Source organism: Nocardiopsis oceani, from assembly GCF_054777395.1.
Window position 1 is genome coordinate 18,277 of record NZ_BAAHAR010000030.1, and the last position, 12,376, is coordinate 30,652.

15 protein-coding genes and 1 pseudogene are annotated in these 12,376 nt (G+C 66.5%); 9 read left to right on the forward strand and 7 right to left on the reverse strand.

The window, feature by feature from the left end:
- Positions 1-8: 8 nt before the first annotated feature.
- From ubiG to ACYVDG_RS18800, 6 genes are all read right to left on the reverse strand, one after another.
- A complete protein-coding gene (gene ubiG / locus ACYVDG_RS18775) occupies positions 9-716 on the reverse strand; it encodes a bifunctional 2-polyprenyl-6-hydroxyphenol methylase/3-demethylubiquinol 3-O-methyltransferase UbiG (protein WP_460754380.1) in 708 nt (235 codons plus the stop codon).
- A 50-nt stretch (positions 717-766) separates the two neighbouring features.
- On the reverse strand, positions 767-1,960 hold the full coding sequence (locus ACYVDG_RS18780) for an FAD-dependent monooxygenase (RefSeq protein ID WP_460754384.1): 1,194 nt from the start codon (positions 1,958-1,960) through the stop codon (positions 767-769).
- Positions 1,961-1,972: 12 nt separating this feature from the next.
- Positions 1,973-3,130 (reverse strand): acyl-CoA dehydrogenase family protein, encoded by a 1,158-nt coding sequence (locus ACYVDG_RS18785; RefSeq protein WP_460754388.1) that lies wholly within the window; start codon positions 3,128-3,130, stop codon positions 1,973-1,975.
- Positions 3,131-3,135: 5 nt separating this feature from the next.
- Positions 3,136-4,119 carry a beta-ketoacyl-ACP synthase III gene (locus ACYVDG_RS18790; RefSeq protein WP_460754394.1) on the reverse strand — a complete coding sequence of 328 codons (984 nt, stop codon included), beginning with the start codon at positions 4,117-4,119 and terminating at the stop codon, positions 3,136-3,138.
- Positions 4,120-4,143: 24 nt separating this feature from the next.
- The gene (locus ACYVDG_RS18795; protein ID WP_460754398.1) at positions 4,144-4,392 is read right to left on the reverse strand and encodes an acyl carrier protein; all 249 of its coding nucleotides are present in this window, start codon (positions 4,390-4,392) and stop codon (positions 4,144-4,146) included.
- Between the two features lie 164 nt (positions 4,393-4,556).
- Positions 4,557-5,549, reverse strand: coding sequence for an aldo/keto reductase (locus tag ACYVDG_RS18800; protein ID WP_460754404.1), 993 nt, complete (start codon positions 5,547-5,549; stop codon positions 4,557-4,559).
- A gap of 119 nt (positions 5,550-5,668) precedes the next feature.
- Here ACYVDG_RS18800 and ACYVDG_RS18805 point away from each other — a divergent pair, with 119 nt between their 5' ends.
- From ACYVDG_RS18805 to ACYVDG_RS18825, 5 genes and pseudogenes are all read left to right on the forward strand, one after another.
- On the forward strand, positions 5,669-6,274 hold the full coding sequence (locus tag ACYVDG_RS18805; protein WP_460754408.1) for a TetR/AcrR family transcriptional regulator: 606 nt from the start codon (positions 5,669-5,671) through the stop codon (positions 6,272-6,274).
- Positions 6,275-6,355: 81 nt separating this feature from the next.
- Entirely contained in the window at positions 6,356-6,829 is a 474-nt protein-coding gene (locus ACYVDG_RS18810; RefSeq protein WP_460754413.1) for a hypothetical protein, read from the forward strand.
- Positions 6,830-6,949: 120 nt separating this feature from the next.
- A pseudogene (locus ACYVDG_RS18815) lies at positions 6,950-7,132 on the forward strand (ArsR/SmtB family transcription factor); the annotation flags it as partial.
- Positions 7,129-7,527: a VOC family protein gene (locus ACYVDG_RS18820; protein ID WP_460754415.1), complete on the forward strand. Its 399-nt coding sequence runs from the start codon at positions 7,129-7,131 to the stop codon at positions 7,525-7,527. The pseudogene ACYVDG_RS18815 and the gene ACYVDG_RS18820, both read left to right, overlap by 4 nt.
- Before the next feature lie 131 nt (positions 7,528-7,658).
- Positions 7,659-8,777, forward strand: coding sequence for a lysostaphin resistance A-like protein (locus ACYVDG_RS18825; protein WP_460754418.1), 1,119 nt, complete (start codon positions 7,659-7,661; stop codon positions 8,775-8,777).
- A gap of 86 nt (positions 8,778-8,863) precedes the next feature.
- On the opposite strand, the gene ACYVDG_RS18830 is transcribed toward ACYVDG_RS18825, so the two are convergent.
- Positions 8,864-9,499 (reverse strand): sigma-70 family RNA polymerase sigma factor, encoded by a 636-nt coding sequence (locus tag ACYVDG_RS18830; protein ID WP_460754423.1) that lies wholly within the window; start codon positions 9,497-9,499, stop codon positions 8,864-8,866.
- Between the two features lie 287 nt (positions 9,500-9,786).
- Here ACYVDG_RS18830 and purS point away from each other — a divergent pair, with 287 nt between their 5' ends.
- The 4 genes from purS (at position 9,787) to ACYVDG_RS18850 (ending at position 12,329) form a co-directional block, all read left to right on the forward strand.
- Positions 9,787-10,029, forward strand: a complete 243-nt coding sequence (gene purS / locus ACYVDG_RS18835; protein ID WP_014910038.1) for a phosphoribosylformylglycinamidine synthase subunit PurS — start codon at positions 9,787-9,789, stop codon at positions 10,027-10,029.
- Between the two features lie 213 nt (positions 10,030-10,242).
- Positions 10,243-10,722 carry an ATP-binding protein gene (locus ACYVDG_RS18840; protein ID WP_460754426.1) on the forward strand — a complete coding sequence of 160 codons (480 nt, stop codon included), beginning with the start codon at positions 10,243-10,245 and terminating at the stop codon, positions 10,720-10,722.
- Positions 10,723-11,027: 305 nt separating this feature from the next.
- The gene (purQ, locus tag ACYVDG_RS18845) at positions 11,028-11,723 is read left to right on the forward strand and encodes a phosphoribosylformylglycinamidine synthase subunit PurQ (RefSeq protein WP_460754431.1); all 696 of its coding nucleotides are present in this window, start codon (positions 11,028-11,030) and stop codon (positions 11,721-11,723) included.
- Between the two features lie 30 nt (positions 11,724-11,753).
- Complete coding sequence (locus ACYVDG_RS18850) at positions 11,754-12,329, forward strand: hypothetical protein (protein ID WP_460754434.1); 576 nt, start codon at positions 11,754-11,756, stop codon at positions 12,327-12,329.
- The last annotated feature ends 47 nt before the right edge of the window (positions 12,330-12,376 follow it).

Here is a 12,376-nt window from a genome sequence, read left to right on the forward strand (position 1 = left end):
AGTGTTGGTCAACGTTTGGCGACCCCCATGTAAAGCGAGGAGAGGTCCTTGGTGTGCTTGGCCTTGAGGCTGCCGTCGGAGTTCTGACCACGAATCGCGATGCCGAGCATCTTGCCCACCGGGGTGAACCCCGCGCCGGAGAGGTAGGCCAGCATCTCGCGTGTGGTGATGAAATCCTTCCACTCGTGCGCCCCTCGGGGAACGATTCCCAAGAGCCGTTCGGGGATCCAGATCATCATCACCCGTGAGCGTTGGGTCCGGTTGATCGTGTCGTACAGGAAGATCCCCCCCGGCGCGAGGACCCGATGAATCTCGCGCACGGCCTGCTCGGGGCTACGCACGTGTTCGAGGACATCAACGCAGGTGACGATATCGAAAGCACCGTCCTCATAGGGCAGTTCCTCGGCGACACCGACCTCATACTGGATGTCCTTGCCGGTCTCCGCCGCGTGGTGGCGGGCTGCGCCGATCAGTTTGGGGGAGTAGTCGATTCCAGAGACCCGCGCTCCTCGAGCATCGAGAAACTCCGTCGTGTATCCCCCGCCGCAACCCACGTCGAGGACGCGCTTGCCCTCCCACGTGTCCACGAAGCGATCGAAATACGAGAAACGCAGCGGGTTGAACGACTTCAGGGGGGCCATCGTCGATTCGTCGTCCCACCAGGTATCGGCGTAGGCGCCGAAGAAGGTATCGTCATGCGTGCTGTTCTCCGCCATAGATCGGCTCACTTTCTCATGTTCCCTGACAGGCCGTTGGACTGCGGTCGCTATTCGACCGCGACGGTCCTAGGAGATCTGGCCCAGCGTGCGGCGTAGGCGATATCCTTTTCGGTACCGGTGAACGCCTGGTTATCCCAGGTCGCTTTCATGAAGGCGTTTCGAGCACGACAGGCCAAGGGATTGCGCATAGCACCCATACGCCCGATCCACCGTGCGAGTCGTTGTAGCGCTGCGGTTCGGGAACGGCGTTCCTTCTCGTAGCTGCGCAGTGCGGCGGCGGTGTCAACCTCCTCGTCAAGGCATTCGGCGAGGACGAGCGCGTCCTCCAATGCCTGGCAGGCACCCTGTCCCACATTGAAGTTGATGGGGTGAGCGGCGTCTCCGAGTAGGGTGACCAGACCGCGGCCCCAGGTCTTGTCCGGTCGCCGGTCGAACACGTCGCTGCGGATGACCTTGTCCTCGGGGGTGGCGCCGATCAGGCGCTGGACCGGTTCCATCCACCCGGAATGCCGCTCCTGGAGGCGTTCCACGATCCCTGGTTCGTCCCGCCCTCCGGCCGGACCGTTCGCGACACTCATCCAGTGCACGACACCAGGCGCGACATCGTAGTAGGTGAACCTCAGCCCCGGACCGAAGAGGGCTCGAAAGCTTCCGGGCGGAATCTCCGGATCGTCGATCCTCGTGTGGCCGCGCCAGGCGACATATCCGTTGTACCGGGGCGGTGTGTCGCCGAACAGCCCTCGGCGCACCGCCGAGTGCAGACCGTCAGCTCCGATGAGGACGTCGCCTCGTTCGACGGTTCCGTCCTCCAGCACGGCGTCCACACCCTGCGCGTCCTGCCGGAAGGAAACCACTCTGGCACCGGAACGCAAGGTATCGGCGGGTAGCGCCTGGACCAAGGCCTGGTGCAGGTGAGAGCGGGAGATCGCGATGGTGGGGGCACCGTACGTCTCCTCGAATTGACTGACCGGCCAGGCTCCCAGCAGATCACCGGTGTGCGTACGGAACTCGCACACACGCTGCACCGGGGCGGTCCGCAACACCGGCCCGGCCACGCCGAGCTCGGCCAGCGCGAGTACCCCGTTGGTCCACAGGTGCAGCCCCGCTCCTCCGTCCCTGAGCTGTTCCGCGCCCTCCAGGACCACAGAGTCGATCCCGCGTCCACGCAGGGCGATCGCGGCCGCCAGCCCTCCGATACCGCCGCCGACGATCACGGCCCGGCGTTCTACTTGACTCGGCATGACAGCCACTCCTCAGATCCGTTGCGCGGTGGGCAGAACGCTGCGGCGGTAAAGCGTGTCCCGGAGCACGTCCTCGCCGCCCTCGATGACGGCGACGTGTCGCATGTCCCGAACGAGCTTCCCGATGGGGGACTCCCGGGTGTAGCCGAACCCGCCGAACATCTGGGATCCCGTGTCCGCGATACTCCACCCCTCCTGGCCACAGAAGAGCTTGGCGGTCAACGCCGACCGCAGCGCGCCCTTGCGCTGGAACCTTCGCGTGGGGTCCTCGGAAGCCATGACGAGGTCGTATTCGCGCGCGGCGGCCAGGCACTGGTTACGCATCACCTCGATACGCGACTCCATGTGACCAAGCTTGGCGGCAAAGACGTCGTGTTCGCGCAGCGGACGGCCGTTGACGTTCTTGCACGCCGCGTAGTCCATGGACAGGTCCCGGATGCGCCGGGACAACCCCACGGCGGTGGCCGCGACCAAGATGCGGCTGGCGTTGAGTCCGACCTCGAGCACCCGAAGGCCCGAGCCGCTGAGCCTGTCCTCGGAGGAGACGCGACAGCCGTCCAAGGTCACCTGGTAGGTGGCGGAGGCGCGCACACCGACCATCTCCCAGCGCTTGTCGATGACGACCCCGGGGTTGTTCCGGGGGACGACCACCGCGGCGTAACGCGAGTCCGATCCCGGCTCTTGGGCCACCGCCACTAGGAAATCGGCGAAATCGGTGTTGGTGGAGAAGGCCTTCTCGCCCTCGACCAGCAGTTCGGAGCCGTCGGCACGGACACTTGTCTCGATCCTGGCGAGCTCGCTTCCGGCAGCGTGCTCACTGCCCAGCGTCGCGCAGAAGCCCCCGTTCTCGGCCATGGGAGCGAGATACCGTTCCCGGGTACGGTCCGATCCGTAGAGGTTGACCATCGAGGTGCCGAGGATCGACACGAAGAGGGAGAAGGCGACACCCGCGTCGCCGTACGCCAGCTCCGAGACGATGTCCACGCTCTGCTCAAGTCCGAGTCCCGCGCCTCCGAACTCCTTGGGCAGCCACCAGTTGGACAGGTCGGCCTCGTGAAAGGACCGGTAGAGCTCCAGGGGAGGCGGTGCCAGCGCGTCGAACCGGTCCTCGTTGCCGACCAGTTCTTCACGTGCGAACTCCCTGACCTTGCGCACGATGTCAGTGGGCAACGTGCTCACTCCTTGCTCTGCGGTTGCGGTGGCCATGAAGGGGTCTCGATGACGGTGCACGCGTAGGACAGCCCGGCTCCGAAGCCGAACAACAGGGCGTGACCGCCGCTGGGGACCTGCCCCTGTTCGATCAGGGAGATGAGGGCCAGGGGGATCGACGCAGCGGTCGTGTTGCCGGCTGTCTCGACGTCCCGGGCGATGACGACATCCCTGAGACCGAGCTGCTCCGCAACGAGTTCGATCAACCGCAGGTTCGCCTGATGTGGCACGAAGGCCGTGAGATCGGAAGGTGCGACCCCGGCCCGTTCGCAGGCAGTCCGCGCGTTCTCAGACAGGGACTTGACCCAGCGGAAGACGGCTCTGCCGTCCTGCTGCAGGAAGGAGTTCCGGTCAGGGATGCGCAGCGCGTCCGCGCTGGCCCCGTCACTGCCCCAGACGACCGGGCCGATCCCGATCCGTTCGGAAGGACCAACGACGGCGGCGCCCGCCCCGTCGGCGAACAGTACACAGGTGGACCGGTCGTTCCAGTCGATCCACTGCGACATCTTCTCCGCGCCGATGATCAGCACGCGCCTCGCGGATCCGCACCGTACGAAGTCACTGGCCGCCGCGAGAGCGTAGGTGAAACCCGAGCACGCGGAGTTGATGTCGAAGGCGCCCGGTGAGGGGATGCCGAGTCTCGCGGCGACTTGGGCCGCCGCCTGTGGGATCGAGCTCTCCATCGTGCAGGTGGCGACGATGACGAGGTTGATCTCGCTCGGTGCGGTGCCGCCCGCTGCCAGTGCCTTGTCCCCGGCCTGGACCGCCATGTCGACCAGGCTCTCCGTCGCACCAGCGATTCTTCGCTCGCGGATACCGACTCGGGACTGGATCCACTCGTCGGTGGTGTCTATACGCGCCGCCAGTTCGGCGTTGGTCAGCACGGTCTCGGGACGGTATCCGCCGAAGGCGAGGACCCGCGAACCCGACAGCGCGTCGAAAGCCAACATGTTCTCCATCTTCCGTCTGTGGGCTCAGGCGACTCTGCTGTGCTGGGAGATCGCGTCGACGATGTCCGAGACGCTCTTGAGGTCTTCGGTGTCGGAGTCGGGAATGTCGATCCCGAGCGAGCGTTCGATGTTGGTGACCAGATCGATGAGATGGATGGAATCCATCCCCAGGTCCGACTCCAGCTGGGAGTCCGGCCGCACGTCGCCCTCGACTTCGGGGAGCAGCCGGGTGATCTCGTCGATTACGTGCGCTACTAGGTCTTCGCTGGCCATCTGTGACCTCTCCTGGATGATTCGCGGCCCTGGGCAAGCCCTGCTCTGGCATCGTGCGCCCCGCATCTGGACCGTCTTCTTGAATAAAGGTGGAACCCCGAAGTAAGGGCGAAACCCCGTAGGCGAGGTGGGTCCCACCCGTGGAGGACCCACCTCGATCGGACTCAGATGTTGAGTTCCGCCATGGCGAAATCGGGGTATCGATCCCCCTTCGCCACTCCGGGCGGCGCGATGCGGTCGAGTTCGGCGAGTTCGGACTCGCTCAGAGAGACCTGAGACGCCGTGAGGTTCTCGTCCAGATAGGTCGTGCGCTTGGTACCGGGCAGGGCGACACAGTCCTGCCCTCGGGACAGGACCCAGGCCAGCGCCATTTGGGAGGCGGTGACGCCCTTGCTCTCGGCGACCTTGAGGATCTGGTCGACCACATCCAGGTTGTGTTCGATGTTCTCCTCGTGAAAGCGGGGGGCGATGCGGCGGAAGTCCAATTCACCCAGTCCGTCAGTCCCTCGGACCTTGCCGGAGAGCAAGCCTCGGCACAGAGGGCTGTAGGCGACGAAGCCGATTCCGAGCTCCCTACAGGCCTCCAAGACGCCGTTGGTCTCCACATCACGCGTGAGCAGCGAGTACTCGGTCTGGACCGCGGTCACGGGATGCACGGCGTGTGCCCTGCGGATGGTCGCCGCGGAGGCCTCTGAGAGACCCAGGTGACGGACCTTGCCCTGCTCGACCATTTCCGACATGGCGCCGAAGGTGTCCTCGATGGGGACGCTGGCGTCGATGCGGTGGAGGTAGTAGAGGTCCAACTGCTCCACCCCCAGCCGCTTTAGGGTTCCGTCAATGCTCTTGCGGACGTAATCGGGGGTGCCGTTGACCTTCCAGGTCAACTGCCCCTGGGCATCGATCTCCTGACCTACTTTGGAGGCCAAAACGACTTCGGATCGGCGGTCCGCGACCGCTGACCCGAGGAGCCGTTCGTTCGTGTAGGGGCCGTACATGTCGGCGGTGTCGAAGAGGGTCACCCCCGCGTCCAGGGCACGGTGGATCGTACGCACCGCCTCCCCCTCGTCCCCGAGGGTGTAGCCGAAGCTCATCCCCATGCAGCCCAGCCCTTGCTCGGAAACCGTTAGGCCCGCGCTACCCAGCGTGCGTGAGTCCATTTTCATCCAATCGTCGATGGTGCACCAGGGCCCGTGAAGCCCGCACCTAACGACGCTAGTACTTCTACTATTGATATGTCTAGCGCTGATTAGCGATCTGTCTTCGCTACCATCGATGGATGGCCATCAAGTCGCGGCGCCAGCGAGAGATCGCACAGCGCCACAACCTCATCGTTTCCACCGCACGTCAACTCGCTGAACAGGAGGGGTGGCAAACGGTAACGACGCGCAAGCTAGCGGACTCCATCGAGTACAGCCAGCCGGTCCTCTACTCACACTTCAAGAACAAGGACGAGATCATCCGCGCGGTGGCCATCCAGGGCTTCACTGAGCTAGCCGAACTCCAGAGGAGGACCAGGGAGAGCGCCAACACGCCAGAGGAGGCCATCCACCTGCTCTTTCACGCATACGGCCGCTTCGCCACCGAGAACCCACGGCTCTACGAGGCGATGTTCGTGCACCCGACCAACCTCTTGTTCGCCGCGGAGGACACCCCGGAAGAGCTGCATGGGGCCTTCCAGGAGTTCCACTCGGCCATCGCCGCCGTGGCCCACGGACGGGATGTCGAGGTGCTCACCGAGATCACCTGGGCCTCCCTGCACGGACTCGCCACACTGAGCGCCACCCACCGTCTGCGCCCGGAACAGTCGGAGGCCAGGCTGAGCATGCTCATCGAGGGGCTGCTCCACCTCAAGGAAGGAAAGGCGTCAACCGACCACCCGTGAGGCCTGGAAAATGCTTCTAGCGCGAAGAGTCTGTCAGTGATAGATTTCTTGCCGTCGATCCCCTCCGGTGAGCGAGGCAGCATGTACATCCTGAGTTATGTCCTGGGCATCATCGCCATCCTGGGCAACGCGGTGACCTACGGAACCGACACCTTCGCGGCCGTCGTGTGGAGAACTTCCCTACGCCACCTGGACAACTCAGCCCTGACCAGGCTGGTTGGATACGTCCACTACTACGGGGATCGTCGGCTACCTATCCCCGGCGCCATCGGCTTCACCGCTGCCTGCATGAGCCTGGTGGCCGCGATTCTCGCGGGCCGGGTCGAAGCGGCGATCGCGGGCGCGATCGCGGTCGCCGCGTTGACCGCCTGGCTCGTCATCTACACGCGTTCCGCCAAACCCATCAACGAGAAGTTCAGCGCCGCAGCACTGGCCAACGAGGAGCTCAGCAACGCTCAGGCGCTCCAGGCCGACTGGGACAGGCTGATAAACACGCGTGTCGGCATTCAGATGGTGGCCCTGGCGGCACTCGGCACGGCGCTCGCCCTCCCCTGAAATCGGACCCACTCACGCGGGCGAAGAGCACTGAGGAGGTCCTCGCCTCGGTTCGTGGCGTTGGGCGTCCCGGGGTCCGATGATCCGACCAGGAAATCGGAAAGCCCGGAGACGGAGGTCGTGAAGCACCAGCTCAGCATGTCCCGCCAAGCCGTCTCCCAGCACCTGTCCGTGCTGGAGGAGGCCGGGCTGGTCGAGAGCAGGCGCGAGGGGCACTACAAGTTCCACGACATGAACCCGGCGCCGCTGCGGCACATCACCGAGCGGTGGATCCGGCCCGCCAAACGAGAGGGAAACCCATGAGGATCCACCTGAACAGCGTCTTCGTCGACAGCCAGGTCAAGGCCCTGGACTTCTACACCAACGTGTTGGGCTTCGTGGCCAAGCACGACGTCCCCTTGGGCGAGCCCGCGGACGAGAACCGGTGGCTGACCGTGGTCTCGCCCGAGGACCCGGACGGCACCGAGCTGCTCCTCGAACCCTCCGGCCACCCCGCGGTGGGGCCGTACCGGGAAGCCCTGGTCAACGACGGCATCCCGGCCACCGCCTTCGCCGTGGACGACGTGCACGCCGAGTTCGAACGGCTGCGCGACAAGGGCGTGCGCTTCACCCAGGACCCCCTGGAGATGGGCCCGGTCACCACAGCGGTGCTGGACGACACGTGCGGCAACCTCATCCAGCTCCAGCAGGTGGGATAGGCCCGCCGACCCCGGTCGGCACTGCGGGTCGGCGCATGACATCCGTCATGCGCCGATCCGTGTGAAACACGGGGAAACCTCATGATCCGCGGTACTTCCCCGGGATCACCCCGTAGAACTAGGTTCGGGACATGAACCGGGAAGACGACCGCTCCAGCCCGACGCCCGCACCGACACCCGGCGATCCGCCCCCGGCCCCGGGCCAGTCACCCCCAGTCCCACCAGAACAGGCCCCGCCCACCCGGCCCGCACACGGCCAACCGCCCGGTCAGCCGCCCGGACCGCCGCACAAGAAGCGGCGCCGTCGCGGGCCGCGGCCGGTCCCACCCGGGGTGCCGTACCACCTCGTCCTCTCCGACGAGAAGCGGCAGATCTGGCGGGGCATCGCCGCGCTCGCGCTGCTGATCGGCGGGATGCTCGCCTTCGCCTTCGGCTTCGGCCTCCTGGGCATGTTCATCGACATGGCGCTCGGCCGGAGCAACCTGATGATGGAGGACGGCACCGAGTTCACTCCCGCGCTCCAGGCCACCGCCCTGATGGGGCTCGCCCTGCTCCTGCCGTGGAGCATGCTCATCCAGCGGTGGCTCTACGGGGTGAAGGGCGCTTCCCTGCATTCGGTCCGCTCCCTGTTCCGCCCCGAGGTGTTCGGGCGGGCGTTCCTGGTGATCCTGCCCGTGTGGGCGGTCTACCTGACCCTCTTCTCGGCCCTCGCACCCCAGGAAGAGGGGCACTGGCCGGCAGGCGACCTCCTCGTCATGTTCGCGGTGATCATCCTGTTGGCACCGCTGCAGTCCGCCGGTGAGGAGTACGGCTTCCGAGGCCTCGCCTTCCGGGTCGCCGCGAGCTGGGGCCGGGGGCCGCGCGCCGCACTCGTGCTCGGCGTGCTCGTCTCGAGTGTGCTGTTCACGGTCGCGCACCTCGCGCTCGACCCGTGGCTCAACATCTACTACTTCACGATGGGTGTCACTCTGGCCCTCATCACGTGGCGGACCGGTGGCCTGGAGATCGCGGTCGTCATCCACGCGGTCAACAACACGCTCATCTTCCTCATCGCCGCCCTCATGCGCGACGACCTGGCTGAAGGGATGGAACGGTCGGCGGGCGCCGGGTCGCCGGTCATGCTCGTACCCTGCGTCCTGCTCGTCGCGATCACGATCGTGGTGTGGCGGCGCACCCGGCGGACGGGACCGGCGCTGACCGAGGCGGCGCCGGGGCCGACGCACGCTCCACCGGCAGCACGGGGTGTATGAGATAGGGCACCGACCGAAACAGGCGGTGCAGCCGGAAAAGCGGTGGGAGAGGTGCCCGGAACGGTTTCCGGGCGCTTCTCGGCCGGTTATTCGTCAGCGGAACCAGCCTTGGGGGCCGGCACCTTCATTCCGCGCTCACGACCGTAGTCGGCGAGCATCTCGCGCAGCTGGCGGCGCGCACGGTGCAGTCGGGACATCACCGTGCCGAGAGGCGTCCCCATGCGGGCGGCGACCTCCTTGTAGGCGAAGCCCTCGATGTCCACGAGGTAGATGACCTCCTGGAACTCCTCCGGCAACCGGGCCAGGGCCAGCTTGATGTCGGAGTCGGGCAGGTGGTCCAGGACCTCGGTCTCGGCCGAGCGCATACCGGACGACGTGTGCGCCTCGGCTGCGGCGAGCTGCCAGTCCTTGATCTCGTCAGTGGTCTCCTGACGCGGCTCCCGCTGCTTCTTGCGGTAGCTGTTGATAAAGGTGTTGGTCAAGATCCTGTACAGCCAGGCCCTGAGGTTGGTCCCGGCCCTGAACTGGTGGAAATTGGCGAAGGCCTTCGCGAACGTTTCCTGAACGAGGTCTTCGGCGTCGGCGGGGTTGCGGGTCATCCGCAACGCCGTCGGGTAGAGCTGGTCTGCGAACGGTGTCACCGCGGTGGCGAAATCCAGAGTCTGTTCGCCGTCGCGGGTTTCACCGGTCGTGGAGGTCTGATCCTTTTCGAGAGTCGTCAAGATTCCCCCTCGGGACGACCGGACGATCACTTCCACACTGTTAGACGCAGCATCACGCCTCCAATGATGACATCAATACGCGTGATACGGGTCACGGGCCTACCGAAACCATCGCCTGTCCCGGTAAGCATGCGGTAAAAGCCCTGCGTGGCGCCTGGCCAGTGCCCCCTACTCGGCCACTACCCGGTCTCAGGTGTCATACGCTGGCGTCGCCCGCCAGGCGCGTCCAGACGAGGCGCCCGCCGAACGGCGAACCAGTGGCATACCCATTTTCCTGTGGAGGACCTGTGGCCCGCGTCGTGGTTGACGTCATGCTCAAGCCCGAGATCCTGGACCCCCAGGGCCAGGCCATCGCCGGCGCCTGCTCCCGCCTCGGTTTCGAGGGGGTCGAACAGGTCCGCCAGGGCAAGCGCTTCGAGGTCGAGGTCGAGGGCGAGGTGGACGAGGCCAAGCTCGCCGACGTCCGCCGCCTGGCCGAGACCCTGCTCGCCAACACCGTGATCGAGGACTTCGAGGTCCGCCCGGCCTGAGTCCCGCCTTCCGGGCCTGTGACCCCGGGCTCCCTCGAAGCTGAGCCCCCGGGCTCCCGGGTTCCCGGGCCTGAAACCCCAGGCACCGGAAGTGTCCGGTACCGGCAGCCGTGTCCCCTGGGGGCACGGCTGTTCGTTTTACCCTGAGCAGCCTCGGGAAGGCTTCCTAACGTGCCGAGCTGGTAACCGACACGGAGCACGAGAGGTACACGGATGGACACCGTTTTCTCGATCTCCCTCCCCAGGCAGGCGTACACGGTCTCCGTCGTGCGCGACGTACTCGGCGCCCTACTCGGCCGTGCGGGGCTGTGCACCGAATGCGTCGACGACATCCTCCTGGCCGTCTCCGAAGCCAGCGCGAACGCCGTCGAACACGGGGGGCCCGCCCGCGACTACGCGGTCGAGGCCGAACTCGCCCCCGGCTGGTGCGAACTGAGGATCTCCCATACCGGACGAGCGCCCGACAACGCGGCGCTCGTCGAGAGGTTCACCTCGGAACAGATGCCCCTCCCGGGTCTGGAAGAAGAATCGGGCAGGGGCATCTTGCTGATGCGGTGCCTCATGGACGAGGTCACCTTCAGCGGCGAGCCCCGGACCACCGTCATCCTGCGCAAACGCGTCACCGCCTGCGATCCGGCCGACCGGGAACAGCTGGCACACAGTTCCCGGTCGCCCCGTTTCGTCCTGCTGTAGGGGTTCTGCTGTGCGGGGGGTTCCCTTGTAGGGCTCCCCCGCACTACACAGTCCCTGGCGGCGACCGGGTGCGACGCACGGCGATGCCGTGACGCATGCCACGCGACCTGTCGGGTCACACATCTCCACCCCGCCTCAGAGGGGATTCCATCGGATGATCACACAGGCCGGAACCCCCTGGAGGGGGTGACCGTCGTACTCGCGTACAGGTGAGCGGGTACGCTGCGGGAGTAGCGGAGCGCCGTCCCCGTGACGGGGCCAGGCACCGACTTCTCCCCGTCGAACAACAAACTCGGAGTGTGCTCATGACAGCCCGTGTGGGCGTCGTCACCTTCCCCGGCTCCCTTGACGACAAGGACGCCGCTCGCGCGGTATCGCTGGCGGGTGCCGAACCCGTCGCGCTCTGGCACGCGGACGCCGACCTCAAAGGGGTCGACGCCGTGGTCCTCCCCGGCGGCTTCTCCTACGGCGACTACCTCCGCTGCGGAGCCATCGCCCGGTTCGCCCCGCTCATGTCCGAGCTGCTGCCGGCCGCACGCTCAGGCGCGCTTCCGGTCCTGGGCATCTGCAACGGCTTCCAGATCCTGTGCGAGAGCCACCTGCTCCCCGGCGCCCTCACCCGCAACTCCACGCTGCGGTTCGTCAACCGCGACCAGGTCCTGCGGGTGGAGAACACCCGGACCGCGTGGACCAACGACTACACCGAAGGCCAGGAGATCCTGGTCGTCCTCAAGAGCGGCGAGGGCAGCTACGTCGCCGACGACGAGACTCTGGACCGTCTGGAGTCCGAGGGCCGGGTCGTGGCCCGCTACGTCGGCGGCAGCCCCAACGGTTCGCGCCGCGAGATCGCCGGGATCACCAACGAGCACGGCAACGTCGTCGGCCTGATGCCGCACCCCGAACACGCCGTCGAGGCCCTCACCGGGCCCTCCACCGACGGCCTGGGCTTCTTCAACTCGATCCTCACCCACCTGGCAGCCGGTACGCCGGCCCCGGCCTGAAGCAACACCGAGAGGGGGACGATCCTCGCGATGATCTCGATGCTGCGCTCCCGCATCATGCTGTACCTACTGGTGGGGCTGCTTGTCTTCGGCCTCGTGGTCACCGGGGCCATCGGCCTCTTCCAGTCCTTCAGCCAGCCCCCCGCGGCCGGGCCCGAAGAGGGGTTCGGTCAGGAACAAGGGCCGGAAGGCCAGGGGCAAGAAGGCCAGGGCCAGGAAGGGCCTCAGGCGCCGGAGGGTGAAGAGCAGGAGCCCCCGCCCGAGGTCGAAGCGCTGGGCACGCCTCCGACCGGATACACCTACGTGGACCAGGACGAGGCCCACTGCGCCGAGGGGTACTGCTTCCGCCTGATCCTGGTCGCCGACGAGGAGGGCGAAGAGCTCGACTCCGGAGCCGAGGAGAGCGTCGAAGCGGTCTACGAGCACCTGCTGGCCCACGGCTGGAGCCAGGACCTGCCGGAAGACGAGGACTCCCCGGACGACGTCGCGCTCACGGACACCGTCCTCACCGACGGCACCACCCTGGTGGCCGACTCCTCGGCCCCCGAGGCCGACGCCCTCCCCGTCCTGATGCTCGGCAACGCGGGAGACCAGCCCGCCAACTGAACCGGTGCCGGGCCGCGGACACAGCCAAGGCTCGGCCGCCACCTCCG

Excerpts from the sequence above, each read along its gene's own strand:
- ACYVDG_RS18810 (WP_460754413.1), top strand. The coding sequence starts at position 6,356 with ATGTACATCCTGAGTTATGTCCTGGGCATCATCGCCATCCTGGGCAAC.
- ubiG (WP_460754380.1), bottom strand. The coding sequence starts at position 716 with ATGGCGGAGAACAGCACGCATGACGATACCTTCTTCGGCGCCTACGCC.
- ACYVDG_RS18795 (WP_460754398.1), bottom strand. The coding sequence starts at position 4,392 with ATGGCCAGCGAAGACCTAGTAGCGCACGTAATCGACGAGATCACCCGG.
- ACYVDG_RS18780 (WP_460754384.1), bottom strand. The coding sequence starts at position 1,960 with ATGCCGAGTCAAGTAGAACGCCGGGCCGTGATCGTCGGCGGCGGTATC.
- ACYVDG_RS18805 (WP_460754408.1), top strand. The coding sequence starts at position 5,669 with ATGGCCATCAAGTCGCGGCGCCAGCGAGAGATCGCACAGCGCCACAAC.
- ACYVDG_RS18840 (WP_460754426.1), top strand. The coding sequence starts at position 10,243 with ATGGACACCGTTTTCTCGATCTCCCTCCCCAGGCAGGCGTACACGGTC.
- ACYVDG_RS18850 (WP_460754434.1), top strand. The coding sequence starts at position 11,754 with ATGATCTCGATGCTGCGCTCCCGCATCATGCTGTACCTACTGGTGGGG.
- ACYVDG_RS18800 (WP_460754404.1), bottom strand. The coding sequence starts at position 5,549 with ATGGACTCACGCACGCTGGGTAGCGCGGGCCTAACGGTTTCCGAGCAA.
- ACYVDG_RS18825 (WP_460754418.1), top strand. The coding sequence starts at position 7,659 with ATGAACCGGGAAGACGACCGCTCCAGCCCGACGCCCGCACCGACACCC.
- ACYVDG_RS18790 (WP_460754394.1), bottom strand. The coding sequence starts at position 4,119 with ATGTTGGCTTTCGACGCGCTGTCGGGTTCGCGGGTCCTCGCCTTCGGC.
- ACYVDG_RS18820 (WP_460754415.1), top strand. The coding sequence starts at position 7,129 with ATGAGGATCCACCTGAACAGCGTCTTCGTCGACAGCCAGGTCAAGGCC.
- purQ (WP_460754431.1), top strand. The coding sequence starts at position 11,028 with ATGACAGCCCGTGTGGGCGTCGTCACCTTCCCCGGCTCCCTTGACGAC.